20 protein-coding genes and 2 tRNA genes are annotated in these 20,694 nt (G+C 70.1%); 10 read left to right on the plus strand and 12 right to left on the minus strand.

What is annotated here, in order from left to right; translation table 11 throughout:
• The coding region (locus tag BUE42_RS33835; protein ID WP_235002472.1) for a hypothetical protein at positions 1-252 on the plus strand (252 nt) is incomplete at its 5' end.
• Positions 253-255: 3 nt separating this feature from the next.
• On the opposite strand, the gene BUE42_RS19720 is transcribed toward BUE42_RS33835, so the two are convergent.
• The 7 genes from BUE42_RS19720 to BUE42_RS19750 form a co-directional block, all read right to left on the minus strand.
• Entirely contained in the window at positions 256-2,511 is a 2,256-nt protein-coding gene (locus BUE42_RS19720; RefSeq protein WP_073467006.1) for a serine/threonine-protein kinase, read from the minus strand.
• A gap of 20 nt (positions 2,512-2,531) precedes the next feature.
• Positions 2,532-5,042, minus strand: a complete 2,511-nt coding sequence (locus BUE42_RS19725) for a serine/threonine-protein kinase (RefSeq protein WP_073467007.1) — start codon at positions 5,040-5,042, stop codon at positions 2,532-2,534.
• A gap of 10 nt (positions 5,043-5,052) precedes the next feature.
• Positions 5,053-5,943 (minus strand): helix-turn-helix transcriptional regulator, encoded by an 891-nt coding sequence (locus BUE42_RS19730; RefSeq protein ID WP_073467008.1) that lies wholly within the window; start codon positions 5,941-5,943, stop codon positions 5,053-5,055.
• A 93-nt stretch (positions 5,944-6,036) separates the two neighbouring features.
• Positions 6,037-6,645 carry a sigma-70 family RNA polymerase sigma factor gene (locus tag BUE42_RS19735; protein WP_235002474.1) on the minus strand — a complete coding sequence of 203 codons (609 nt, stop codon included), beginning with the start codon at positions 6,643-6,645 and terminating at the stop codon, positions 6,037-6,039.
• Positions 6,646-6,779: 134 nt separating this feature from the next.
• The gene (locus tag BUE42_RS19740; RefSeq protein ID WP_073467010.1) at positions 6,780-7,409 is read right to left on the minus strand and encodes a hypothetical protein; all 630 of its coding nucleotides are present in this window, start codon (positions 7,407-7,409) and stop codon (positions 6,780-6,782) included.
• Positions 7,410-7,485: 76 nt separating this feature from the next.
• The gene (locus BUE42_RS19745; RefSeq protein ID WP_073467011.1) at positions 7,486-8,082 is read right to left on the minus strand and encodes a CGNR zinc finger domain-containing protein; all 597 of its coding nucleotides are present in this window, start codon (positions 8,080-8,082) and stop codon (positions 7,486-7,488) included.
• Positions 8,082-8,726 carry a glutathione S-transferase family protein gene (locus tag BUE42_RS19750; RefSeq protein WP_073467012.1) on the minus strand — a complete coding sequence of 215 codons (645 nt, stop codon included), beginning with the start codon at positions 8,724-8,726 and terminating at the stop codon, positions 8,082-8,084. The genes BUE42_RS19745 and BUE42_RS19750 overlap by 1 nt, the downstream gene beginning before the upstream one ends.
• Before the next feature lie 116 nt (positions 8,727-8,842).
• Between BUE42_RS19750 and greB the strand changes: the two genes are divergently transcribed.
• Positions 8,843-9,409 (plus strand): transcription elongation factor GreB, encoded by a 567-nt coding sequence (greB, locus tag BUE42_RS19755; protein ID WP_073467013.1) that lies wholly within the window; start codon positions 8,843-8,845, stop codon positions 9,407-9,409.
• On the opposite strand, the gene BUE42_RS19760 is transcribed toward greB, so the two are convergent.
• From BUE42_RS19760 to gmk, 3 genes are all read right to left on the minus strand, one after another.
• Positions 9,406-11,703, minus strand: coding sequence for a RelA/SpoT family protein (locus BUE42_RS19760; RefSeq protein WP_073467014.1), 2,298 nt, complete (start codon positions 11,701-11,703; stop codon positions 9,406-9,408). The genes greB and BUE42_RS19760 overlap by 4 nt on opposite strands.
• Before the next feature lie 110 nt (positions 11,704-11,813).
• The gene (rpoZ, locus tag BUE42_RS19765; RefSeq protein ID WP_073467015.1) at positions 11,814-12,017 is read right to left on the minus strand and encodes a DNA-directed RNA polymerase subunit omega; all 204 of its coding nucleotides are present in this window, start codon (positions 12,015-12,017) and stop codon (positions 11,814-11,816) included.
• A 17-nt stretch (positions 12,018-12,034) separates the two neighbouring features.
• Positions 12,035-12,655 carry a guanylate kinase gene (gene gmk, locus BUE42_RS19770; protein ID WP_073467016.1) on the minus strand — a complete coding sequence of 207 codons (621 nt, stop codon included), beginning with the start codon at positions 12,653-12,655 and terminating at the stop codon, positions 12,035-12,037.
• A 114-nt stretch (positions 12,656-12,769) separates the two neighbouring features.
• Between gmk and BUE42_RS19775 the strand changes: the two genes are divergently transcribed.
• The 3 genes from BUE42_RS19775 to BUE42_RS19785 are packed head-to-tail and all read left to right on the plus strand — an operon-like array spanning position 12,770 to position 15,246.
• The gene (locus BUE42_RS19775; protein WP_073467017.1) at positions 12,770-13,345 is read left to right on the plus strand and encodes a TetR/AcrR family transcriptional regulator; all 576 of its coding nucleotides are present in this window, start codon (positions 12,770-12,772) and stop codon (positions 13,343-13,345) included.
• Between the two features lie 16 nt (positions 13,346-13,361).
• A complete protein-coding gene (locus BUE42_RS19780) occupies positions 13,362-14,045 on the plus strand; it encodes an NAD(P)H-binding protein (protein ID WP_073467018.1) in 684 nt (227 codons plus the stop codon).
• Positions 14,035-15,246 (plus strand): MBL fold metallo-hydrolase, encoded by a 1,212-nt coding sequence (locus BUE42_RS19785; protein ID WP_073467019.1) that lies wholly within the window; start codon positions 14,035-14,037, stop codon positions 15,244-15,246. Before BUE42_RS19780 ends, BUE42_RS19785 begins: the two co-directional genes overlap by 11 nt.
• Before the next feature lie 4 nt (positions 15,247-15,250).
• Here BUE42_RS19785 and BUE42_RS19790 read toward each other — a convergent pair whose 3' ends face one another.
• Positions 15,251-16,714 carry a MocR-like pyridoxine biosynthesis transcription factor PdxR gene (locus BUE42_RS19790; RefSeq protein ID WP_083614301.1) on the minus strand — a complete coding sequence of 488 codons (1,464 nt, stop codon included), beginning with the start codon at positions 16,712-16,714 and terminating at the stop codon, positions 15,251-15,253.
• Between the two features lie 75 nt (positions 16,715-16,789).
• Here BUE42_RS19790 and BUE42_RS19795 point away from each other — a divergent pair, with 75 nt between their 5' ends.
• The 5 genes from BUE42_RS19795 to BUE42_RS19815 all read left to right on the plus strand — a co-directional run bounded on the left by BUE42_RS19795 (position 16,790) and on the right by BUE42_RS19815 (position 19,485).
• Entirely contained in the window at positions 16,790-17,629 is an 840-nt protein-coding gene (locus BUE42_RS19795) for an MBL fold metallo-hydrolase (RefSeq protein ID WP_073467020.1), read from the plus strand.
• Positions 17,630-17,985: 356 nt separating this feature from the next.
• Positions 17,986-18,061 (plus strand) — tRNA-Asp (locus BUE42_RS19800).
• A gap of 10 nt (positions 18,062-18,071) precedes the next feature.
• A tRNA-Cys gene (locus BUE42_RS19805) sits at positions 18,072-18,157 on the plus strand.
• Positions 18,158-18,244: 87 nt separating this feature from the next.
• A complete protein-coding gene (locus tag BUE42_RS19810; RefSeq protein WP_073467021.1) occupies positions 18,245-18,820 on the plus strand; it encodes an HNH endonuclease in 576 nt (191 codons plus the stop codon).
• Positions 18,821-18,831: 11 nt separating this feature from the next.
• Positions 18,832-19,485, plus strand: coding sequence for a hypothetical protein (locus BUE42_RS19815; RefSeq protein ID WP_073467022.1), 654 nt, complete (start codon positions 18,832-18,834; stop codon positions 19,483-19,485).
• A 5-nt stretch (positions 19,486-19,490) separates the two neighbouring features.
• On the opposite strand, the gene BUE42_RS19820 is transcribed toward BUE42_RS19815, so the two are convergent.
• Positions 19,491-20,693, minus strand: coding sequence for a Wadjet anti-phage system protein JetD domain-containing protein (locus BUE42_RS19820; protein ID WP_073467023.1), 1,203 nt, complete (start codon positions 20,691-20,693; stop codon positions 19,491-19,493).
• Position 20,694 lies beyond the last annotated feature (1 nt).

A 20,694-nucleotide genomic window follows, 5' to 3' on the forward strand; every position in this document is an offset into this window, starting at 1 on the left:
GCCTGTCGAAGGGCCTGCTCGCATGGCACGACGGCTTCGACAAGCTCAGCCCGAACGGGGGGAGAGAACCCGTTCGCCCTGAGCCTGTCGAAGGGCCTGCTCGCGTGGCACGACGGCTTCGACAAGCTCAGCCCGAACGGGGGAGGGAATCCGTTCACCCTGAGCCCGTCGAAGGGTCTGCTCGCATGGCATGAGGGCTTCGACAAGCTCAGCCCGAACGGGGGAGTGGGGTACGGCCCGAACGGAGAGTGAGGCTCAGCTGCCGCAGCGCGCCAGCGCGGCCCGCACCTCGGCCGGGTCGAGCTGGCCCGGTGCGAGGCCGACGCGGGCCTGCAGGTCGACCAGGATCGCAAGCGAGCGCCTGTAGTGCTCGCAGCTTTCGCGCGGCGCGCTGCGCGAAAGCGCGCGGCCCAGGTGAAAGTGACTGCGCCCCTGGATGCGCAGCGCCGCGACATCGGCCTGCGCGCCCGGCGACAGCGACTCGAACACCGCAATCGACTCGCGTGCGGCGCGGGCGCTGCCCGGCAGGTCGCCGCCCTCGTACAGCGCGCCGCTCAGGTTGTTGCTGGCCAGTGCCAGCGCCTGGCGGGCGTCCATGTTGTCGGGATCCAGCCGCGTCAGTTCGGCCAGCAGCGCAGTGCCCCGCCGGTAGGCGGCGATCGCCTGCGCCGGCTGCTTCACGCGCAGCAGCGTGACGCCCAGGTTCAGGTGCTCGCTCGCCGCATAGCGCATGTAGCTGCTGTTGCGCGGCTCGCGGTCGAGCAACTGCTGCTTCAGCCGCATCGAGGCCTCGAACGATTGCAGCGCCAGCCGGCCGCTCGCCAGGCTGTCGTCGTGCTGCGCCAGGTACTGGCCGCGCAGGTCGTGCCACACCGACAGGCTCATCACCGCCTCGCGATCGTCCGGTTGACGCCGCACCACCTCGCTGAGCGCGCGGAACTCCAGCTCGGCGGCCTGCAGGTAGGCGGGAAAGTCGCCGGCGTAGAACTTCAGCTGGCTCAGCTGGCCGTGCATCGCCGCCAGCAGCGACGTGAAATCGGCCTCGCCCGGGTGCGCATCGACCAGCGCCTGCGCGAGCACGATGCCGGCGCGCAGCATCGCATCGGCCTGCGCCAGCTCGCCCAGCGAATCCGACAGCGCGCCCAGCCGCTTGTGCACCACCACCAGCTCGCGCTGCGCGGCGTCGCGCGCGGTGCCCGGCGCGGCCGCCGCGACCGCGGCCGACGACAGCTCGCGCGCACGCAGGTAGCTGCGGCGCGCGCCTTCCGGGTCGCCCAGGTTGGCGCCGAACGGCTGGCCCTGGATGTCGCCCACCTTGCGGTAGCCGGCCGCGATCTCGGTGCGCAGGCCGGTGTCCTCTGCCGGATCGGTGGACGGATCCTCGCTCAGCTCGTTCAGGTAGCGCAGCGCATGCTCGACCACCAGCTTGCGCGCCGACGTGGCGCCGGGCAGGTTCTGGATCGCGTCGTGCACGTCGAAGATCAGCACGCGGCCGAGCGCGCGCACGTTCGCGAAATGCTGCTCGGCGCGGGCGCGCTGGTGCTGCGCGCGCTGCGTCTCGTGCACCATCAGCGCCAGGCCGGCCGCGAGCGCCAGGTTGGCCAGCAGCGCCGCGCCGACCGCGCTGCGGTGGCGCAGCACGAAGCGGCGCACGCGGCCGTGCAGCCCACCACTGCGCGCCTGCACCGGCAGGCCTTCGAGGCAGCGGAACAACTCCTCCGACAGCGCCTGCGCCGACGCATAGCGCTGCGCCGGCTCCTTCTGCAGCGCCTTGCGCACCACCGCCTCCAGGTCGCGGTCGACGCGCGCGCCGGTGGGCGGTGGCTCGCGCTCGCAGACCTCGTGCGCGAGCGCATGCGCCGCCTGCTCGCGGTACGGGCTGCGGCCGGCCAGCAGCCGGTACAACAACAGCCCGAGCGCGTAGACATCGCTGGCCGGCGTCAGCGGCAGGCCGCGCACCTGCTCCGGGCTCGCGCACGAGAGCGTCATCGCCGAAGCCGCCGGCTCGCCGATGTGGCGCGCGATGCCGAAGTCGACCAGGTGCAGTTCACCAGTCGCGCCGACCAGCAGGTTCTCCGGCTTCAGGTCGGCGTGCACGATGCCCTGCTGGTGCAGGTAGTGCACGACCTCGCAGACCTCGCGCATCAGCCGCAATCGCGCCGGCAGGTCGAGGCCGGCGCGCTCGCAGTGGCGGGTGATCGGCTCGCCGTCGACCAGGGCCATCGCGAACCAGGGCAGGTCGGTCGCGGCGACGCCGGCATCGAGCAGCTTCGCGAGCTGCGGGTGGTCGAGGCCGGCGACGATGCGCTGCTCGCGGCGGAAACGCTCCAGCGCTTCGGGCGATGCGGCGCCGTCGGCCTGCGTCGCCAGCTTGATCGCGACCTGCTGCTCGTACTGCCCGTCGTCGCGTGCCGCGCGCCACACCTCGCCCATGCCGCCGCGGCCGAGCGGCGCGACCAGCCGGTACGGGCCGAAACGCTGGCCGGTGAGGGCGGTCGGGGCGCGTTCCATGGCTTGTTCGTCAGGCCTTCTCAGGGGCAGCGCTGCAGCGCCTCGCGCGCCGCGTCGGGGCCGATGTCGGTCGGGTCGAGCAGGCGCTTCACCTCCTGGAACATCGGCAGGCTCTGCCGGTAGCGGGTGCAGGCCTCGGCGGTGTCGCCCTGCGCGCGCAGCGCCTGGCCGAGCTGGTAGTACGCGAGGCCGTGCAGGTAGTGCGTGACGATGTCGCGCCGGATGCCATCGGGCAGCGCCTCGAAGGTGGCGACCGCGGCAGCCGCCGTGCTGCGGCTGCCCGCCACGTCGCCGGCGGCGAGCTGCGCCTCGCTGAGCCGCACCGCCGCGCCGGCCCGGTCGGAATTGAACTGCGGGCTGTTCGGCTCCTGCTGCGCCAGGCGCTCCAGCATCGCGATCGCGCGGCGGTGCAGCTCCAGCGCCTTGCCCGGCTGCTTCAGCCGCACCAGCGCGCGGCCCATGCCGTGGTACTGGATCGCGAGCGTGCGCGTGAGCTTGGTGTCGTTCGGGTTGGCATCGGCCATGCGCTGCAGCAGCGCCGCGCCCTTGCCGTACTCCTGCAGCGCGAGCTGCGCGCTCTGCGGCAGCAGGTCGTGGCCGAGCAGCGTCATGCCGCGCAGCCCGTAGGTGGTGGCCAGCGTGTTGGCGGCGATCGCGTCGGCGGGCTCGCGCGCCAGCAGCGCCTCGAGCTGCTGCGTGGCGGTGCCGGTCGATGCGAGGAAGGCCTCGTGCTGGCCGGCGCGCTGCTGCGTGCTGCCGAGCTCGGTGTACAGCGTGGCACGCAGCAGGGCCACCCGCAGGTTGTCGGGCTCGGCGGCGAGCAGGTCGTCGGTGATCGCGATGCCCTGGCGCAGCGATGCCGCCCCGTCGTCGTTGCGGCCGACCGAGGTCAGCAGCGCCCCGCGGCTGCCGTACAGCAGCGCGAGCTCGCGCTGCGCGGCGGGGAAGTTCGGGTCGCGCCGCCGCGCCGCCTGGCCGAGCGGCTCGGCCAGCGCGATGCCGCGCTCGTAGCTGGCCAGCGCGGCCACCGGGTCGCCGAGACTCGCCTCGGCATTGCGGCCCTGCAGGTCGGCGATCTGCCGGTAGCCGCCGGCCAGCTCCAGCTGCAGCGCGGCATCGCCTTGCAGCTCGGCGCTGAGCTGCTGCAGGTAGTTCAGCGCCGTCTGCACGACCAGCTGGCGCGCCTGGGTCGAGCCCGGCAGGTTGCGGATCGCGTTGTTGACGTCGAGGATCAGCGTGTTGGTGAGCTTGCGAACGCTCGCGAAATGGCGCTCGGCGCGCTCGCGCTGGACGTTGGCCTGCCACGCTTCATACGCGGCGATGCCGATGCCGGCCGTCAACGCGAGGTTGGCGACCAGCGCCGCGCCGACCATCGCCCGGTGGCGCAGCACGAAGCGGCCGGCGCGGTAGCTCCACGCACCGCGGCGCGCATGCACCGGCAGGCCTTCGAGGTGGCGGAACACGTCGTCGGCCAGCGCCTCGGCCGACGCATAGCGGTGCGTCGGCTCCTTGCGCAGCGCCATCAGCACCATCGCGTCGAGGTCGCCGCGCAACTGGCGGCGCAGCCGGCCGCCGTGCGGCACCGCATGGCTCGGGCGCGGCGGCTCGGTCTCGCAGATCGCGCGCGTCAGCGCGTAGCTGTCGGTGGCCTCGCCATAGGGACTGGCGCGCGCCAGCAGCCGGTACAGCACGACGCCGAGCGCGTAGATGTCGCTGGCCGGCGTCAGCGTCTCGCCGCGCACCTGCTCGGGGCTGGCGTAGTCGGGCGTCAGCACGCGCTGCAGCGTGAGGGTCGCCTCGCTGCCGTCGCCGCTGGAGCCCAGCCGCTTGGCGATGCCGAAGTCGACCAGCTTCACGACGCCCTGCGGCGTGACGAGGATGTTGGCCGGCTTCAGGTCGCGGTGGATCACGCCCTGCCGGTGCGCATAGTCGACCACCAGGCAGACGTGGCGGAACAGCTGCAGCCGCTGCGGCAGCGCGAGCGCGTTCTGCTCGCAGTAGAAATCGAGCGCGATGCCGTCGACCAACTCCATCACGAAATACGGCTCGCCGTCGGGCGAAAGGCCGGCGTCGAGCAGCTTGGCGAGGTTCGGGTGGTCGAGCGACGCGAGGATGCGGCGCTCGGCATTGAAACGCGCCAGCAGCATCTGCGGGTCGCCGTCTTCGCGCATCAGCTTGACCGCGACGCGCTGCTCGAACTGGCCGTCGTCGCGCTCGCCGCGGTAGACCTCGCCCATGCCGCCGCGGGCGATCAGCGAGACCAGCCGGTAGGGGCCGAGGCGGCGGCCGATCCACTGCCGCGACGCGTGCGCGTTGATCGCCTGCAGCAGCTGCGCGGCGGGCTGCTGGTCGAGCGCCGTGTCTTCCGGCTCGGCGGCGGCGAGCAGCGATTCGAGCTCGGCCTGCAGGTCCGGCTCGCCGGCGCAGCTGTGCTGCACGAACCCGGCCCGCTGCGCGAGGGGCAGCGCCAGCGCATCGGCCACCAGCGTCTTCAGGCGTTGCCAGCGCTGGGCATCCATCGTCTGGCTCATGAGGCTCCCTTCAGCGGCGCGCGAGGCGCTGCGCGGCCTGGGTCAGCTGCACGCGGTTGCGCGCGGCGAAGCGGCGGCGCAGCTGGCGCATGTGGTAGTCGACCGCGTGCGAGGACAGCTGCAGTTCGCGTGCGATCTGCTTGTCGCTCGCGCCGTGCGCGAGCTGCAGCAGGATGTCGCGCTGCACCGGGTTCAGCACCTCGTCGCCCGGCTCGGTGGGGCCGGACGACGGCCAGCGCGTGTGCTGCAGGTAGAACTCGTGCAGGCACAGGCTCAGCGTCAGCAACTGGCCGAGCACCGCGTCGCCGATCCACGCGCTGCCCGGCGTGCGCGACAGCAGGCTCAGCAGCCAGCGCTCGTCGGCACGGCGGCCCGGCAGCGCGAGCAACGCACCGCTCTGCATGCCGGTGGCGCGCAGGTCGGCGACGAAGCGGGCGAAGTGGGTGCCTGCGCCGGGCGCCGCACTGCCGTCGTCCCACTGGTCCAGCGACCAGATGCACGGCAGCGACGACTGCAGCGCCTCGCGCCAGCGCGGGTCGACCTCGTGGTGCTGCTGCGCGAAGTAGTGCTGCAGCCACTCGGCATCGATCAGGCTGGTGCAGAACGCGCTCGGCCGCCAGCCGGCTTCTTCGCGCACCAGCGTGCCGCAGGCCAGCCACTCGAAGCCGAGCGCCTGCAGCAGCGCGCGCACCGTGCGGTGGCGCTCGCACGGGCTCTCGGCGGCCAGCAGCGCAGTCAGCAGCGCGGGCCGGCGCACGCTGCCGCGCGGGTGCGGCTCGATGCGCGGCGGCTCGGTGTGCAGCAGCACCGGCGGCGGCGGGCGCAGCAGCGGCGACCCGTGCTCGGCAGCCTGCAGGTGGCCGAAATTGCTGTCGATGTCGGCATGGAATGCGGCGTTCATCGCAACTCTCCCGAAGTTCTCGTTCCCGCTAGGGCGCAAGCTCGGGCCGTGGCGGCTCATGCAATGTGTGTCGAAGCGTATCCGCGCATGGGTTCAGCGTACGGCCAGCTCGCGAAGCAGCCAAGCGCGGGCGCTGGCCCATTCGCGCTTCACGGTGGCGGGCGAGATCTCGAGCGTGGCCGCGGTCTCGTCGACGCTCAGCCCGCCGAAGAAGCGCAGCTCGACGACGCGGCTCTGCTGCGCATCGAGCTGCTGCAGCCGGGTGAGCGCCTGGTCGAGCGCCAGCACGTCGAGCACCGGCGTGTCGCGCGGCGCGAGCTGCGCGATGGCGGCTTCCGACAGCTCGTCCAGCGGCACGTGGAGCTGGCCGCCGCCGCGCTTGTCGGCGCCGCGCGCACGCGCATGGTCGACCAGGATGTGACGCATCACTTTCGATGCGAGCGCGAAGAACTGCGAGCGCGAGGCCCATTGCACCGGGCGGTCGTCTGTCAGACGGAGGTAGGCCTCGTGCACCAGGCCGGTGTTCTGCAGCGTGTGGTGCGCGCGCTCATGGCGCAGGTGGCGGCCGGCGAGCCGGCGCAGCTCGTCGTACACCAGCGGCAGCACCCGGTGCAGCGCGTGCGCATCCCCGTCGGTCCAGCGCCGCAGCAACTGCGTCACCTCGCCGCCCAACACCGCATCGTTCGAGGGTCGATCGACCACGCGCATCCTCCGACATCCGTTGCCGAAACCGAAGAGGGCCGAGCTTACGACACGGGCTGCGATGCGAACGCATCAGTTTGTGTGCGGGCCGCGCGTTGCTTCGCGTGGCGCGACACCGCTTCGCCCCGCCGGGGTCAGGGCGTCGCTTGCGCGCCGATCAGCCGGCCGGTGCGCGCCTGGAATGCGCAGCGGTAGGTGAACGGGATCGAGTTCATGCCGGGCGCGCGTTCGACGGCGCCCTGGCCGTCGAGCCAGGTGTCGTCGTTCGGGGCGGGCTGCAGCCGGCGCGTCTCGGCATCGAAGGCGATGCGGCCGACGCGCGGGTACTTGTCTTTCAGCGTCGCGGCGATCGCGGTCTCGCAGGCGTCGGGCGAGACCTTGCTCAGGTCGGGCTCCCAGGCCTTCTCGGCGGCCGGGCGGGTGCTGCCGGTTTCGCGGAACACGACGCCCGAGGTCTCGTTCGATTCGGCGTTGTAGGCGCAGCGGTAGGTGAAGCTGTGCACGCCGGTCGCGGTGGTCTTGTAGCGGCCGGCACCCTTGACGGTGGTCTCGTCGCCGGTGGCCGGCAGCAGCGAGCGCTGGGCGGCGACGAACTCGATGTCGCGCGCTTCCTTGCCGCGCATCTCGCGGATGGTGTCGGCGACCGCGGTCTCGCAGCGTTCGGCGGGTTTCGCATCGGCCGTCGGCGCGGGGGCCGGCGCGGCCAATGCCACGCGGGCCGTGGACAGCAGGATCAGAAAGGGCAGGGACCGGATCAGGCGCATGGGGAGACGACGTGGGAGCTGGAAGCAGCGGCAAGGGTACACGCTGCGCCGCGCGAGGGGAACCGCTGTTGCACGTTCAGGCCTCGGGTTCGGTGGGGCCTGCGGCGGCCGATCGGCGCGCATGGTGGCGCTGCACCTTGGCGCGGTTGCCGCAGTCGCCCATCGAGCACCAGCGGCGCGGTGCGCCGCGGCTGTCGTCGAGGAACAGCCAGCCGCACAGTGGCCCGGCGCACAGCCGCATGCGGGCAGCGCGCGGCGAGCAGAACAGCGACAGCCCTTCGCGCGCCAGCAGCGTGCGCAGCGAGGCCGCGCCATCGTCGGCGGTGCCGCGCCAGCGCAAGCCGGCCTGCGTGTGGCTGACGCGCGGGCCGTCGCCGGCGGCGAGGTCGTTCAGCAGCGCGAGCGCGGCCGCCGGCGGCTTCGTGCCCTGCGTGATCGCGAGGCCGACGCGGAACACCGCATCGCGCGCGGCGACCACCGGCGCGAGCTCGTCGGCCGAAGCCTTCAGCGCCGCGGCGCCGCGCGCATCGACCAGGTCCTGCTCGAGGCACCACTGCGCGAAGCGGGCCCAGCTGCTCAGGCGCTCGGACGGCGCATCGGCCAGGTGATCGCCGGCGGTGTTCGCGAACTCCAGCGCGAGCGCGCCGCCGACGCCGGCCGAGATGCCGGGCATCAGGACGCGGCCGGCCAGTAGCGCCGCTCGGTGTCGGCGAAGCGTGGGTGGGCGTCGATGCGCGACAGCAGCGCGGCGAAGGCCGGCCGCGCCGCCGCCAGGTGCGGGCGAGTGCCGAAGCACTTGGACAGCGCGGCAGCCATCAGGTCGAGCGCGCCCGGCGCGTCACCGCCGAGGAAGCCCGCGGGGGGCGCTGCGTAGCTGTCGGCGAACACCTCCCAGAGGCCGTGCAGGTGGCGGCGGGTCTGCGCGCGGATGCGCTTGGCTTCGTCGTCGCTGCAGGCTGCGCAGAAGCGCTCGGGGAAGTCGATCACCGTGATCGCCGGATAGACGTTGGCGGCCAGATAGACGAGCCCGCGCAGGTGACTGGCACGGGCGGCCGCGTCGGTGGGCAGCAGTTGCGCCTCGGGGTGCGTGAGGCCGAGGTGGATCAGGATCGCCGCGGTCTCGGTCAGCAGCTCGCCGCCGGCGCCCTGCAGCGTCGGGATCTGCACCAGCGGGTTGATCGCCTTCAGCCGGTCGCGGCCGGGCGACTCGGTCCACGGCGCGGCTTCGACGGTCTCGAAGGGCACGCCGCACAGGCGCAGCGCGGCATCGACGGCGGCGCAGCCGACCGAGCCGGGGGTCGCGAAGAGGGTGTACATGGCGAGGTCCTCGGGTTTCGGATCGGCGCCATTTTGCCTAACCGGTTAGGCAAGTCAATCACCCTGGTCGCGAGTGGAATGCGCCGGGCACCGGCACTTGGGTTCAAATCGCCGGCATGAGCAAGGCGTTCACCAAAGAGACCGATTCCGATGGCGATGACGATGACGACGTCGGCCTGCCGGCGTTGCCGCAGGGCACGCGCAACTACATGACGCCGGCCGGCTACCAGGCGCTGCGCCACGAGCTGTTGACGCTGCTGGACGACGAGCGGCCGAAGGTCGTCGAGGTGGTGTCGTGGGCCGCGAAGAACGGCGACCGTTCCGAGAACGGCGACTACCTGTACGGCAAGAAGCGGCTGCGCGAGATCGACCGCCGCATCCGCTTCCTGACCAAGCGGCTCGACATCGCCGAGGTCGCCGATCCGTCGCTGCACCACGGCAACGACCAGGTGTTCTTCGGCGCGACCGTGACCTATGCGAACGAGCGCGGCGAGGAGCGCACGGTCACGATCAAGGGCGTCGACGAATCCGACAGCAGCCAGGGCGAGATCAGCTGGATCGCGCCGATCGCGCGGGCGCTGCTGAAGGCGCGCGTCGGCGACGAGGTGCAGCTGATGACGCCGGGCGGCCTCGAGCGGATCGAGGTGATCGACGTGCAGTACCCGAAGGGCAGCGCCGGTTAAGGCTTCACGCGGGTCACGCGCAGCACCGGCGCGGCCCGGCGCAGCGTGCGCATCACGTCGGCCAAGTGCAGCCGGTCGCGCACGCTCAGCAGCAGCCGCAGCTCGATGGTCTGCGCCGCCGGTTCGTCGTCCATGTCGATGTGGGTGATGTCGGCCTCGGCCTCGCTGACGGCCGCCGCCACCTGCGCCAGCACGCCCTTGCCGTTCTTCAGCAGCAGCGTGACGCCGGTCTCGAACGCACGCACCGGTTCTTCGGCCCACTCGACCGTCATCCAGCGCTCGCTGTCGCGCTCGAACAAGCGCTTCGCGGTGGAGCAGTCGACGGTGTGCACCAGCAGCCCTTCGCCGCGCCCCAGGTAGCCGACGATCGCGTCGCCCGGGATCGGCCGGCAGCACGGCGCCATCTGCACCGACGCGCCTTCGCTGCCGTCGATCACCACCAGGCCTTGCGACGGCGCGTTGTCGTCGGCGCCGTAGCGACCCATCGTCAGCGTCAGCGCATCGGGGCGCTCGCCGCGCTCGCCCATCATCTGCGCCAGCCGCTTCGCGACGATGGTCGCGATCTTGCGGCCCAGCCCGATGTCGATCAGCAGCTCGGCGCGCGAGCGGGTGCCGCTCCAGCGCGCGAGCTGTTGCCACAGCGCGCCGGCCGCGGCTTCGGCCGGGTCGCTGGCCGGCATGTTCAGGCCCTCGGCGCGCAGCGCCTGCGCGAGCAGCTTCTCGCCCAGCTGCTGCGACTCTTCCTGCTCCATGTTCTTCAGGTAATGGCGGATCTTCGAGCGCGCCCGGCCGGTGCGCACGAAGTTCAGCCAGGCCGGGTTCGGCCGCGCGCCGGGCGCGGTGACGACCTCGACCACGTCGCCGCTGCGCAGCTCGGTGCGCAGCGCGACCGGGTCGCCGTTGACCTTGGCCGCGACGCAGTGGTCGCCGACATCGGAGTGGATCGCGTACGCGAAGTCGACCGGCGTCGCGCCGCGCGGCAGCGCCATGATCCGCGACTTCGGCGTGAACACGTAGACGGCATCGGGGAACAGGTCGATCTTGACGTGCTCGAGGAACTCGTTCGCGTCGCGCGTCTCGTCTTGAATGTCGATCAGCGACTGCAGCCACAGCGTGCCCAGGCGCTGCGCGTCGTGCAGCTGGGTGTTGCCGCCGGCCTTGTACATCCAGTGCGCGGCGATGCCCTTCTCGGCCACCGCGTGCATCGGCTCGGTGCGGATCTGGAACTCGACCGCGGTGCCCAGCGGGCTGACCAGCGTGGTGTGCAGCGACTGGTAGCCGTTCGCCTTCGGGATCGCGATGTAGTCCTTGAAGCGCCCCGGCAGCGGCTTGTACAGCTGGTGCAGCACGCCGAGCGCCAGGTAGCACTCGGGCAGCGTGCCGACGACGATGCGGAAGCCGAAGATGTCGTTGACCTGCGCGAAGCTGAAGTGCTTCTCGCGCATCTTGCTGTAGATCGAATAGAGGGTCTTCTCGCGGCCGAACACCTGCACCTTCTGCTGGGCCTGCGGCTGCGCGTCGGCGAAGGCCTTCTCGACCTCGCGCTGGATGCGCTCGACGATGTCGCGCCGGTAGCCGCGCGCGCGCAGCACTGCCTTCGACAGCGCCGCATGGCGCCACGGCCGGGTGTGCTGGAACGACAGCTCCTGCAGCTCGCGGTAGGTCTGGTTCAGGCCGAGCCGGTGCGCGATCGGCGCGTAGATGTCGAGCGTCTCGCGCGCGATGCGCATGCGCTTGGCCGGCGCCATCGCATCCATCGTGCGCATGTTGTGCAGGCGGTCGGCGAGCTTGATCAGGATCACGCGCACGTCGCGCGCCATCGCGAGCAGCATCTTGCGGAAGGATTCGGCCTGCGACTCCTCGCGGGTCGAGAACTGCAGCTTGTCGAGCTTGGTCAGGCCGTCGACCAGGTCGGCGGTGGACGAGCCGAAGCGCTCGATCAGCTCGGGCTTGGTGACGCCGCAGTCTTCCATCGCGTCGTGCATCAGCGCGGCCATGATGGCCTGGGCGTCGAGCTTCCAGTCGGCGCACAGGCCGGCGACCGCGATCGGATGCGTGATGTAGGGTTCGCCGCTCGCGCGGAACTGGCCCAGGTGGGCCTCGTCGGCGAAGCGGTAGGCCTCGCGCACGCGCTTGATGTCGGCGGCGTCGAGGTAGTCGAGCTTGTGGGTCAGCGCCGCGAACGACGCGGCGGCCGCGTCTTTCGTGGCCGCCGGCACCGGCGCGCTGCCGCCGCGGCCCGACGGGGCGGGCGGCGCTTCACGCAAGGCAGTGGCCGGAGAACGGGCGTTCATGGCCCGAATTTATCGCGGATTCGACGCAGGCGCCGCCGTGGGGCCGCAGCAAGGGAAAACGCGAACGGCCCGCGAGGGGCCGTCTTGGCGAGGATTCTGGCGGTGAAGACTCAGATCGGCACCTTGCGCAGCATCTCGATGCCGATCTCGCCGGCGGCGATCTCGCGCAGCGCGGTCACGACCGGCTTGTTCTTGGTCTCGATCTTCGGGGCGTGGCCCTGGCTCAGCATGCGCGCGCGGTAGGTGGCGGCCAGCACGAGCTGGAAGCGGTTGGGGATCTTGGTCAGGCAGTCTTCGACGGTGATGCGGGCCATGGTCAAGAACTCCGTTCTCAGTTGAGATTCAGGTTGGCAAAGACAGCAGGTCTGCTTCTTTGCAGTGCAGCGTACTTGAGCCGCTGCGAGTGAACGATCGCCTTCAGGTCGAAGAGCGCCGTCTCGAACAAGGCGTTGATGATAACAAAGTCGAAATGTCGGGCTTGCGCGACCTCGACGCGGGCGTTCGTCAGGCGCTGCTCGATCACGTCGGGGTGGTCTTCGCCGCGGCGGTTCAGGCGCTGCGCGAGTTCTTCCCAGCTGGGCGGCAGGATGAAGATCAGGATCGCGTTCGGAAACAGCCGCTTGATCTGCAGCGCGCCCTGCCAGTCGATCTCGAGCACCACATCGTGGCCGCCGGCGATGCGCTCCTCGATCGCCCGGCGCGAGGTGCCGTAGAGGTTGCCGTGCACCTCGGCCCATTCGAAGAAGTCGCCGGCCGCGATCTTGGCGCGGAACTCCGGCTCGCTGATGAAGCAGTACTCGCGCCCGTCCTGCTCCTGGCCGCGCGGCGCGCGGGTGGTGTGCGAGACCGAGACGACCAGGTGCGAATCGAGTTCCAGCAAGGCCTTCACGAGGCTCGATTTGCCGGCGCCGCTGGGGGCGGCCACCACGAAGAGATTGCCGGGGTAATCCATCGCGCGGGATTTTGCACCAGCGCTGCAGGGCTTCCCAGGTGGAAAGTCGCTTGACGCCCGAGTTCTTGCTTTCTATGATTGAGTACTTGCTCAATTAAAAAAACGCAGAACGCCATGGCCCGACCTCGCAGCGAGGACAAGCGCAACGCCATCCTCGACGCCGCCATCGAGGAATTCGCCGCGCGCGGCGTGTGGTCGACGCCGACCGCGGCGATCTCGCGCACGGCCGGCGTCGCCGAGGGCACGCTGTTCACCTACTTCGCGAGCAAGGACGTGCTCGTCAACGAGCTGTACCGCGCGCTGAAGGTCGAGCTGGCCGACGCGATGATGAGCACGTATCCGGCGAAGGCGTCGTCGCGCGAGAAGTTCGCGCACGTGTGGATGCAGTACCTGCAGTGGGCGATGGCCCACCCGCTGAAGTGCAAGGTGATGGGCCAGCTGCGGGTGTCCGACCGCATCACGACCGAGACCCGCGAGGCCGGCAGCGCGCCGTTTGCCGAGCTGCTGCGCGAGGGCGAGGAGTGCGTGCGCCGCAAGGTCTTCGTCGACCAGCCGGTGCACTTCATCGGCGCGATGTTCAACGGCCTGGCCGAGGCCACGATGGCCGCGCTGGCCGAGCCCGACGGCAGCGGCACCGATTACGCCGCCGCCGGCTTCGATGTGTTCTGGCGCGGCGTTGCCCGCCCATGATGAAAAAGGAACTCTCATGAAAGTCTTGATCTTCGGCGCCACCGGCATGGTGGGCCACGGCGTGCTGCGCGAATGCCTGCTGGCCGACGACGTGACGCAGGTGGTGAGCGTCGGGCGCAGCGCGCTCGCGCAGCAGCACCCGAAACTGGTCAGCGTGGTGCATGCCGATCTGTTCGACCTGACAGCCATCGAAGCGCAGTTGCGCGACGTCGATGCCTGCTTCTTCTGCCTCGGCGTCTCGTCGGTCGGCATGAGCGAAGCCGACTACCGCCGCCAGACGCTGGACCTGACCTTGTCGATCGCGCAGGCGCTGGCCCGCGTGAGTCCGCAGGCGTGCTTCGTCTACGTCTCCGGCACGGGCACCGACAGCAGTGAGAAGGGCGGCTCGATGTGGGCCCGCGTGAAGGGCCGCACCGAGAACGAACTGATGCGGCTGCCGTTCCGCTCCGCCTTCATGTTCCGGCCGGGCGTGATCCAGCCGCTGAACGGCGCGCGCTCGAAGGTGGGCTGGATCCACGCCTTCTATGTGGTGCTCGGGCCGGTGCTGAGCGGCCTGCGGTCGCTGTTTCCGCGCAGCCTGCTGAGCACCGAGGTGATCGGCCGCGCGATGCTGGCAGCCGCCCGCGGCCCGGCAGCACGGCGGGTGGCCGAGCCGGCCGACATCTTTGCATTGAGCCAGGAGACCCGCGATGGGCGTTGAGAAGAAATCCGGCTGGCGCCGGCTGAAGTGGAGCCTGCTGGCCGCCGGGACCGGCATCGCGCTGATGCTGGCCAGCGCCTGCACCGGCTTCGGCGAACTGCACCGCGGCCAGGCCGAGCAGCAGCCGCTCGAGGCGTCGCCGCAATGGCACGACGGCCAGTTCAACAACCCGCAGCCGATGTGGAGCAACATGAAGGACGCCTTGCTGCGCGCGTTCGACAGCACGCCCGATGGCGCGCCGCTGGCCGCGGTGCCGGTGCTGGCGAGCCAGGGCGAGGCGCTCGCGACGCTGCCGGCCAGCGGGCTGCGGGTGACCTGGTTCGGCCATTCGTCGACGCTGCTCGAGATCGACGGCACGCGGGTGCTGCTCGACCCGATCTGGAGCGAGCGCGCGTCGCCGGTGAGCTGGGCCGGGCCGAAGCGCTGGTTCGCGCCGCCGATCCCGCTCGACAAGCTGCCGCCGGTGGACGTGGTGCTGGTCTCGCACGACCACTACGATCACCTCGATGCCGGCACGGTGCGGGCGCTGCAGGCCAGCGGGGCACGCTTCGTCGTGCCGCTGGGCATCGGCGGGCACCTGCGCGGCTGGGGTGTGCCGGCCGATCGCATCGTCGAGCTCGACTGGTGGCAGTCGACGCAGGTCGGCACGCTGCAGGTCACGTCGACGCCGGCGCGCCATGCCTCGGGTCGCCTCAACCCGCAGAGCGATCGCACGCTGTGGACCGGCTTCGCGCTGGTCGGCGCGACGCACCGTGTGTACTACTCCGGTGACACCGGCCTGTTCGAGGAGATGAACGACATCGGCAAGCGGCTCGGGCCTTTCGACCTGACGCTGATCGAGTCGGGGCAGTACGACGCCGATTGGCCCGACTGGCACCTCGGGCCGGAGCAGGCCGTGCTGGCGCACCAGCGCGTGCAGGGCAAGCTGATGATGCCGGTGCACTGGGGACTGTTCGCGCTCGCCCACCACGGCTGGACCGAGCCGGTCGAACGCGTGCTCGCGGCAGCGGCTTGCCAGGGTGTCAGCGTGTTGACGCCGCGGCCGGGGCAGAGCGTCGAGCCGGGTCGCGATCCAATGCCGGGGCGATGGTGGCCGCAGCAGGCCTGGCGCAGCGCGGCCGAGAAGCCGGTGGTGGCGACGAAGAACGGCATCGACGGCGATCGGGTGCAACTGCCGGCGTGCGTCACGTCGGCTTCGTGAGTCGTCAGGACGGGCGCACGGCCTGCGCCAGCGCGCGAATGCCCGGCTCGATGTCGGCGGTCTCTATCAGCCCGTAGCCGAAGACCAGGCCGTTCAGCACCAGCGGCCGGCGCACGCTGGAGGCCAACGTGGCGATGCGGACGCCGGCTGCCGCAGCCGCAGCCGCGGCCTGCCACCGCACCGCAGGGTCGGTCGCGTGCAAGGCCGCGCTGAGGTGCAGGCCGGCCAGCGACGGGACAGGCGTGAGCCGGTGCGGCAGATGCTGTTCGATTGCCCGCAGAAGCGTGTCATGCCGCTCTGCGTACAGGGGCCGCATCTTGCGCACGTGGCGGGCCAGGTGGCCTTCGGCGATGAAGCTGGCGAGCGTGGCCTGGTTGACCGCCGGCACATGCCAGTTGTGCTGCAGCCGCGCGGCCACCAGCGCGGGCACGGCCCATGGCGGCGCGATGACGAAGCCGATGCGCAGCGCCATGAACATGCTCTTCGCGAAGGTGCCGACGTAGAAGACGCGCTGCTCGCGGTCGAGCGTCTGCAACGCATCCAGCGGGCGGCCGCCGAGGCGGAACTCGCCGTCATAGTCGTCCTCGATCACCAGCGCATCGTGCGCACGGGCATGTTCCAGCAGGGCCAGGCGCCGCGCCGCCGACATCGTGACGCCCAGCGGCGACTGGTGGGAGGGCGACACGGCAATCACATCGACGCGCTGTGGCAGCTGATCGACGCACAGGCCGTGCTGGTCGATGCCGATGTCGTGCAGCCGCGCGCCGGCCCGCTCGAAGGCGGCATGCAGCGGCGGGTAGCCGGGGTTCTCGAGTGCGACGGCGGTGCGACCCGAGGTGACGAGGATGCGCACGAGCAGGTCGAAGGCCTGCTGCGCTCCGGCCGTGACGACCACGGCGTCGGCATCGCAGGCCACGGCGCGGGCACCCGACACGTGCTGCGCGATGGCCTCGCGCAGTCGCGGGTCGCCCTGCGGATCACTGCCGGCGCCGCTGGTCCGCGCGGCGGCGCGCAGCGCGCGCGATGCGAGGCGCCGCCACACGTCGAACGGAAAGCGTTGCTGGTCCGGGTAGCCGGCGCGGAAGTCGAAACGCGGTGCTGCCGAGGGCGTGGCGGGTGCCGGGCTCGCGTTTCGCCAGGCGGCGGCGAGCTTGTGGGCAGGCGCCGCGCCCGGCGCCGGCGGCGTTGACCTGGGCGTCGCCGTGCGCGATGCGACGAAGGTGCCTGATCCGTGATGACCCTCGACATAGCCTTCGGACTGCAGAAGGTCGTAGACGCCAGTCGCCGTGCTGCGTGAGACGCCGACCATCGCGGCCAGCTTGCGCGACGCCGGCAGGCGCAGGCCGGGCACAAGGCGGCCCTCGACGATCGCGGACCGGAGCTGGCGATGCAACGCCTGCGAAACCCCGCCTGAACCCGGCGCCGGCAGGTCGAGGTCGATGCCGAAAAGTGGATTGCTCGAAGTCATGCAAAGTGGCTCTTTGAACGAACCACATTGGACGGCATCCTGCGGCCATCGACAAGCCAATCCAAGGAGAACGCCATGCACCACCCGATCTGCGCCACCTGCGGAACGCAGTTCGCCGCAGCTGCTGCGGCACCCGCGCGCTGTCCGATCTGCGAGGACGAGCGGCAGTACGTCGGCTGGCAGGGCCAGCGCTGGACCACGATGGCCGAACTGGCGTCAAGCCATACCTTGCGATTGGAGGACGATGGCGGCGTGCTGGGCATCGGCCTGGCGCCGGGCTTCGCGATCGACCAGCGCGCGATGTGGCTGCCCACCGATGCGGGGAACATCCTGTGGGAGTGCGTCAGCCTGGTGACCGACGAAGCGGTCGCCGCATTGAAGGCGCGCGGGGGCGTCGATCTGATCGCCATCTCGCACCCGCATTTCTATGCGTCGATGGTCGACTGGAGCGAGGCGCTGGGCGGCGTGCCGATCCTGCTGCACGAGGCGGATCGAGAGTGGGTGATGCGGCCGTCCAGCCGGATCCGCTTCTGGCAAGGCGACGAGCTGCGGCTCTCCGAGAGCGTGGCGCTGCTGCGCTGCGGCGGCCACTTCGCGGGCAGCACGGCCTTGCACTGGCAGCGCGGACCGCGGCCGGGCGGTGCGCTGTTTCCAGGAGATGCGTTGCAAGTGGTGGCGGATCGCAGGCACGTGTCGTTCATGTACAGCTACCCCAACCTGGTGCCGATGAAGGCGGCGGATGTCGTGCGCATGAGGCAGGTGCTCGAGGGTCGATCCTTCGACGATGTGTTCGGCTACACCTGGGGTCGCAACATCCGCGGCGAGGGGCGCGCCGCAGTCGACGGCTCCTTCGATCGCTACCTGCGTGCGATGGGTGTAGAAGCCGATGAATCGACGTTGCAAGAAAATTGTTGACGATTGAGTAAAGACTATTTACAGTCCGCCTCCTCGATTGATCGAACGAAGTTTTTCAGGAACCCGCATCGTGACCAAGCCGCTCCACACCGTCGCTTACCGACCCCTGCAGGGTCAGGTCGCGCTGCTGTGTCAGCGCCGGCTTGATCGACACGAGGATCGGGTTCAACCGGGAGAAGGGTGCGCTTGAGGCACGCCCTTCCAAGCTCTGTTTGCAGAGGCCCGGATCTGATGAGGATCCGGGCTTTTTTTCATTTCGTCTCTATCAGGAAACCCTTGTGGAGCTTCGGCTTCGAGGGCGGAAATCGGCCGCAACGATTGGGCGGCGCCGGAACCCGTGACCGGATGGATTGAATGCTCCGTTAACTCAGTGGCCAGAGTGCCGGCCTGTCTAGCCGGAAGCCGCGGGTTCGACTCCCGCACGGGGCGCCAACAGCAACATCTCGACGTAGCCAAGTGGTCGAAGGCATCTGGCTGCAAACCAGACGGCGCAAGCCCGCATCCGTTCGAATCGGATCGTCGAGTCCAGTCAGTGAAAGCAAGGCCGGTGGAACGTTCCATCCGGCAGCGCCACTCATCCATTCCACGCCGACGGCCCGCGAAAGGAGGCCACCGATGCAGCCCCACTCTCACAACCACGTGCTGCAACTCGACATCCAGGGAACGCCGCAGGCGTGGATCTCGCTCGAGCATGCGGCCTCCCACGTGGCGGCCGATGCGGTGGCCTGGGTCGAGGGCGACGGCCCGCTGGCCACGCTGCGCGGCGGCTTCAACGTCGCGCGCGGGCGGCAGTCGGTCATCGACGTGCACCCGATCATTGCAATGCGCGGTGCGTCGCGCGTCAACCTGTTCGACGTGGCGCCGGCCTTCAGCAAGAACAAGCTGTTCCGCCGTGACCGGCTGACCTGCGCCTACTGCGCCCAGCGCTTCTCGGAGCGTGACCTGCAGTGCGAGCACATCGTGCCGGAGTCGCGCGGCGGCCGCTGGACCTGGATGAACCTCGTCACCGCTTGCGGTGCGTGCAACGGCCGCAAAGCCGCTCGCACGCCTGAGGAAGCACGCATGCCGTTGGTTTACCTGCCGTACGTGCCCAGCCGCTTCGAGGACTTCCTGCTCGAAGGCCGGCACATCCGGGCCGACGTGCACGACTGGTTGTCGGCGCGGCTGCCGAAGGGATCGCGCCTGGGCTGACAGCCTGCCGCATGCGGACCATCGACGAGTTCCTGCGGGCCCAGGCAACTGCACTGCGACGAATCGCCGGTGCGACGCGTGGCGAGATGAGTGTCGACGACGTCAAGCAAGAGGCGTGGCTCGTCGCTGCCGACATGGGGCAGAAAAGAGGCTACCCGGTCGACTTCGACGATCCTGACGATCAGCAGTCCGTCCTCAAGTGGCTCTACTGCAAGCTCGTGAAGTTCGCCGAGAAGCAGATGCGCCACGCCATTCGCATCGACAAGAACTGGGACCAGGAGGATGCCGAAGTCGCCGCCAGCGCCTTGGCGCGCCTGCTGACCTCGCCGCTGGATTCGGACCCACTGGTCCGATTGCAACAAGCCGAGGACGAGATCGACTACGCGAAGTTGGTCCGACACAGCTACTCCGAAGCGTCGGCCTATGTGCAACTGCTGATCAGGTTCGACTGGGATGTCCATGCACTTGCTGCGGACTTGCGCGTCTCCGTCAAGACCTTGCGCAAGCGTCTGCGCGTGTGCGGCATCAAGGCGAAGGTTCAGCCTTCGCTCTTCGACGGCCTGGCGTTCATCGATCCCGGGTTCGAACCGCGTCGCGCGCTGCGACCCAGCATTCAACGCACTGTCGAGAAAGTCGTCCACCAGCGATATTGGCGCTTCGGTTGAGCGGCCTATTCCCTTGCCGGCAACGAATCAAAAACCTCTTGGTCGATGAAGCGGCCGTGAAGTCGCATCGCCGGCAGCAATTCGTGGTCAGCGTATGGGCAGCCTGTCTCACCGGGGTCGGATTGCTGAGCCTTCGAGGCCTGATCCGGCAGGTGGCCGTTCCCCTGCGCCAACAAGCGTGCCAGCGCGCGATACCCGGCTTGCCATGCACTCGCATGTGGAAAGACCTCGCGCAGGTTGCCGAGGATCTGCATGCCTGCGAAGTCAAGGTCGCCGAAAAAGAAGACGGGAACTTCCGCCGCATTGAAGAGCCAAGCCTCGATGGCCGGCAACACGGCATTGGCCGATGGGGCGCGCAGGTACGGTCGGCACCCTGAGCGCGAGCGCAGCCGCCGTGCGCTGCCCCGGAAGCCGGCGGCATAGACGAGCAGGCTGCGGTCCCAGGCGGGAGCGCGTGCGTCGGCCATGTGCTCGAAGGTCACGAGGTTCTCGACGAACAGCACGTCCGCGAAACTGCCATCCCCGGGCGGCGCCAGCAACAGCTGGATCGGTGGCTCGTGAAACTGGCCTGGCACGGCGCCGGTCAGGCGAAGCAGTTCTTCCCGGTTGTCCAACAGCTTGGAGCGTCCCTGAAACACACGCGCCGAAGCCTCGCGCAGCGCCATGGACCGGCCGGAGCGACACAAGTCGATCAAGGCCGACAGGCTGTGGGTCGCCTCGTCCAGCGAAAGACTCTCCAGCAGCGTCATCGGGTTGCGGGCCAGGTAGTCGAGCAGCCCCTGGGGGTTGCCGGGCAGGGTCGCTCCTGGCGCGGGCGGCGTGGCGGCCCATTGCGTCCGCAGGTGCTGCAACCACTGCTGCTGCCATCGCAAGGCCTGCGGCATGTAGCCGGCCCAGGCTGCCAGGGCATCGAAGTCGCGAAGCTCGAGTCTCGGCTTGCGGTCGGTGAAGCCGGCAAAAGCGCGTGGCGCATCGATCTGCAGTCCGACCCAGCCTGTTTCGCACAGCTCGTCCAGCAACATGACCAGCAGCTGCAGCTGGTCGGCGTCAGCCGCAACGTGCAACTCGGGCGCGGTCTTGCGGTCCAGCGGCAGGCGCACGGGGCCCTGACCGATGCTGCGCTCGGCTTTGGCGAGAAGAGCGCGGGCCAGGCGCTGGAGGAATGGGTGGGCTGCAGGCGGCTCGACAGGGGGCAACGAGGGCAGCATG

Origin of the sequence: Rhizobacter sp. OV335 (genome assembly GCF_900142965.1) — a bacterium.
Classification (GTDB): Bacteria; Pseudomonadota; Gammaproteobacteria; order Burkholderiales; family Burkholderiaceae_C; genus Rhizobacter.

Coding starts and splice junctions, on each gene's coding strand:
- BUE42_RS19720 (WP_073467006.1), bottom strand. CDS start 2,511: ATGGAACGCGCCCCGACCGCCCTCACCGGCCAGCGTTTCGGCCCGTAC.
- BUE42_RS19725 (WP_073467007.1), bottom strand. CDS start 5,042: ATGAGCCAGACGATGGATGCCCAGCGCTGGCAACGCCTGAAGACGCTG.
- BUE42_RS19730 (WP_073467008.1), bottom strand. CDS start 5,943: ATGAACGCCGCATTCCATGCCGACATCGACAGCAATTTCGGCCACCTG.
- BUE42_RS19740 (WP_073467010.1), bottom strand. CDS start 7,409: ATGCGCCTGATCCGGTCCCTGCCCTTTCTGATCCTGCTGTCCACGGCC.
- BUE42_RS19745 (WP_073467011.1), bottom strand. CDS start 8,082: ATGCCCGGCATCTCGGCCGGCGTCGGCGGCGCGCTCGCGCTGGAGTTC.
- BUE42_RS19750 (WP_073467012.1), bottom strand. CDS start 8,726: ATGTACACCCTCTTCGCGACCCCCGGCTCGGTCGGCTGCGCCGCCGTC.
- greB (WP_073467013.1), top strand. CDS start 8,843: ATGAGCAAGGCGTTCACCAAAGAGACCGATTCCGATGGCGATGACGAT.
- BUE42_RS19760 (WP_073467014.1), bottom strand. CDS start 11,703: ATGAACGCCCGTTCTCCGGCCACTGCCTTGCGTGAAGCGCCGCCCGCC.
- rpoZ (WP_073467015.1), bottom strand. CDS start 12,017: ATGGCCCGCATCACCGTCGAAGACTGCCTGACCAAGATCCCCAACCGC.
- gmk (WP_073467016.1), bottom strand. CDS start 12,655: ATGGATTACCCCGGCAATCTCTTCGTGGTGGCCGCCCCCAGCGGCGCC.
- BUE42_RS19775 (WP_073467017.1), top strand. CDS start 12,770: ATGGCCCGACCTCGCAGCGAGGACAAGCGCAACGCCATCCTCGACGCC.
- BUE42_RS19780 (WP_073467018.1), top strand. CDS start 13,362: ATGAAAGTCTTGATCTTCGGCGCCACCGGCATGGTGGGCCACGGCGTG.
- BUE42_RS19785 (WP_073467019.1), top strand. CDS start 14,035: ATGGGCGTTGAGAAGAAATCCGGCTGGCGCCGGCTGAAGTGGAGCCTG.
- BUE42_RS19790 (WP_083614301.1), bottom strand. CDS start 16,714: ATGACTTCGAGCAATCCACTTTTCGGCATCGACCTCGACCTGCCGGCG.
- BUE42_RS19795 (WP_073467020.1), top strand. CDS start 16,790: ATGCACCACCCGATCTGCGCCACCTGCGGAACGCAGTTCGCCGCAGCT.
- BUE42_RS19810 (WP_073467021.1), top strand. CDS start 18,245: ATGCAGCCCCACTCTCACAACCACGTGCTGCAACTCGACATCCAGGGA.
- BUE42_RS19815 (WP_073467022.1), top strand. CDS start 18,832: ATGCGGACCATCGACGAGTTCCTGCGGGCCCAGGCAACTGCACTGCGA.
- BUE42_RS19820 (WP_073467023.1), bottom strand. CDS start 20,693: ATGCTGCCCTCGTTGCCCCCTGTCGAGCCGCCTGCAGCCCACCCATTC.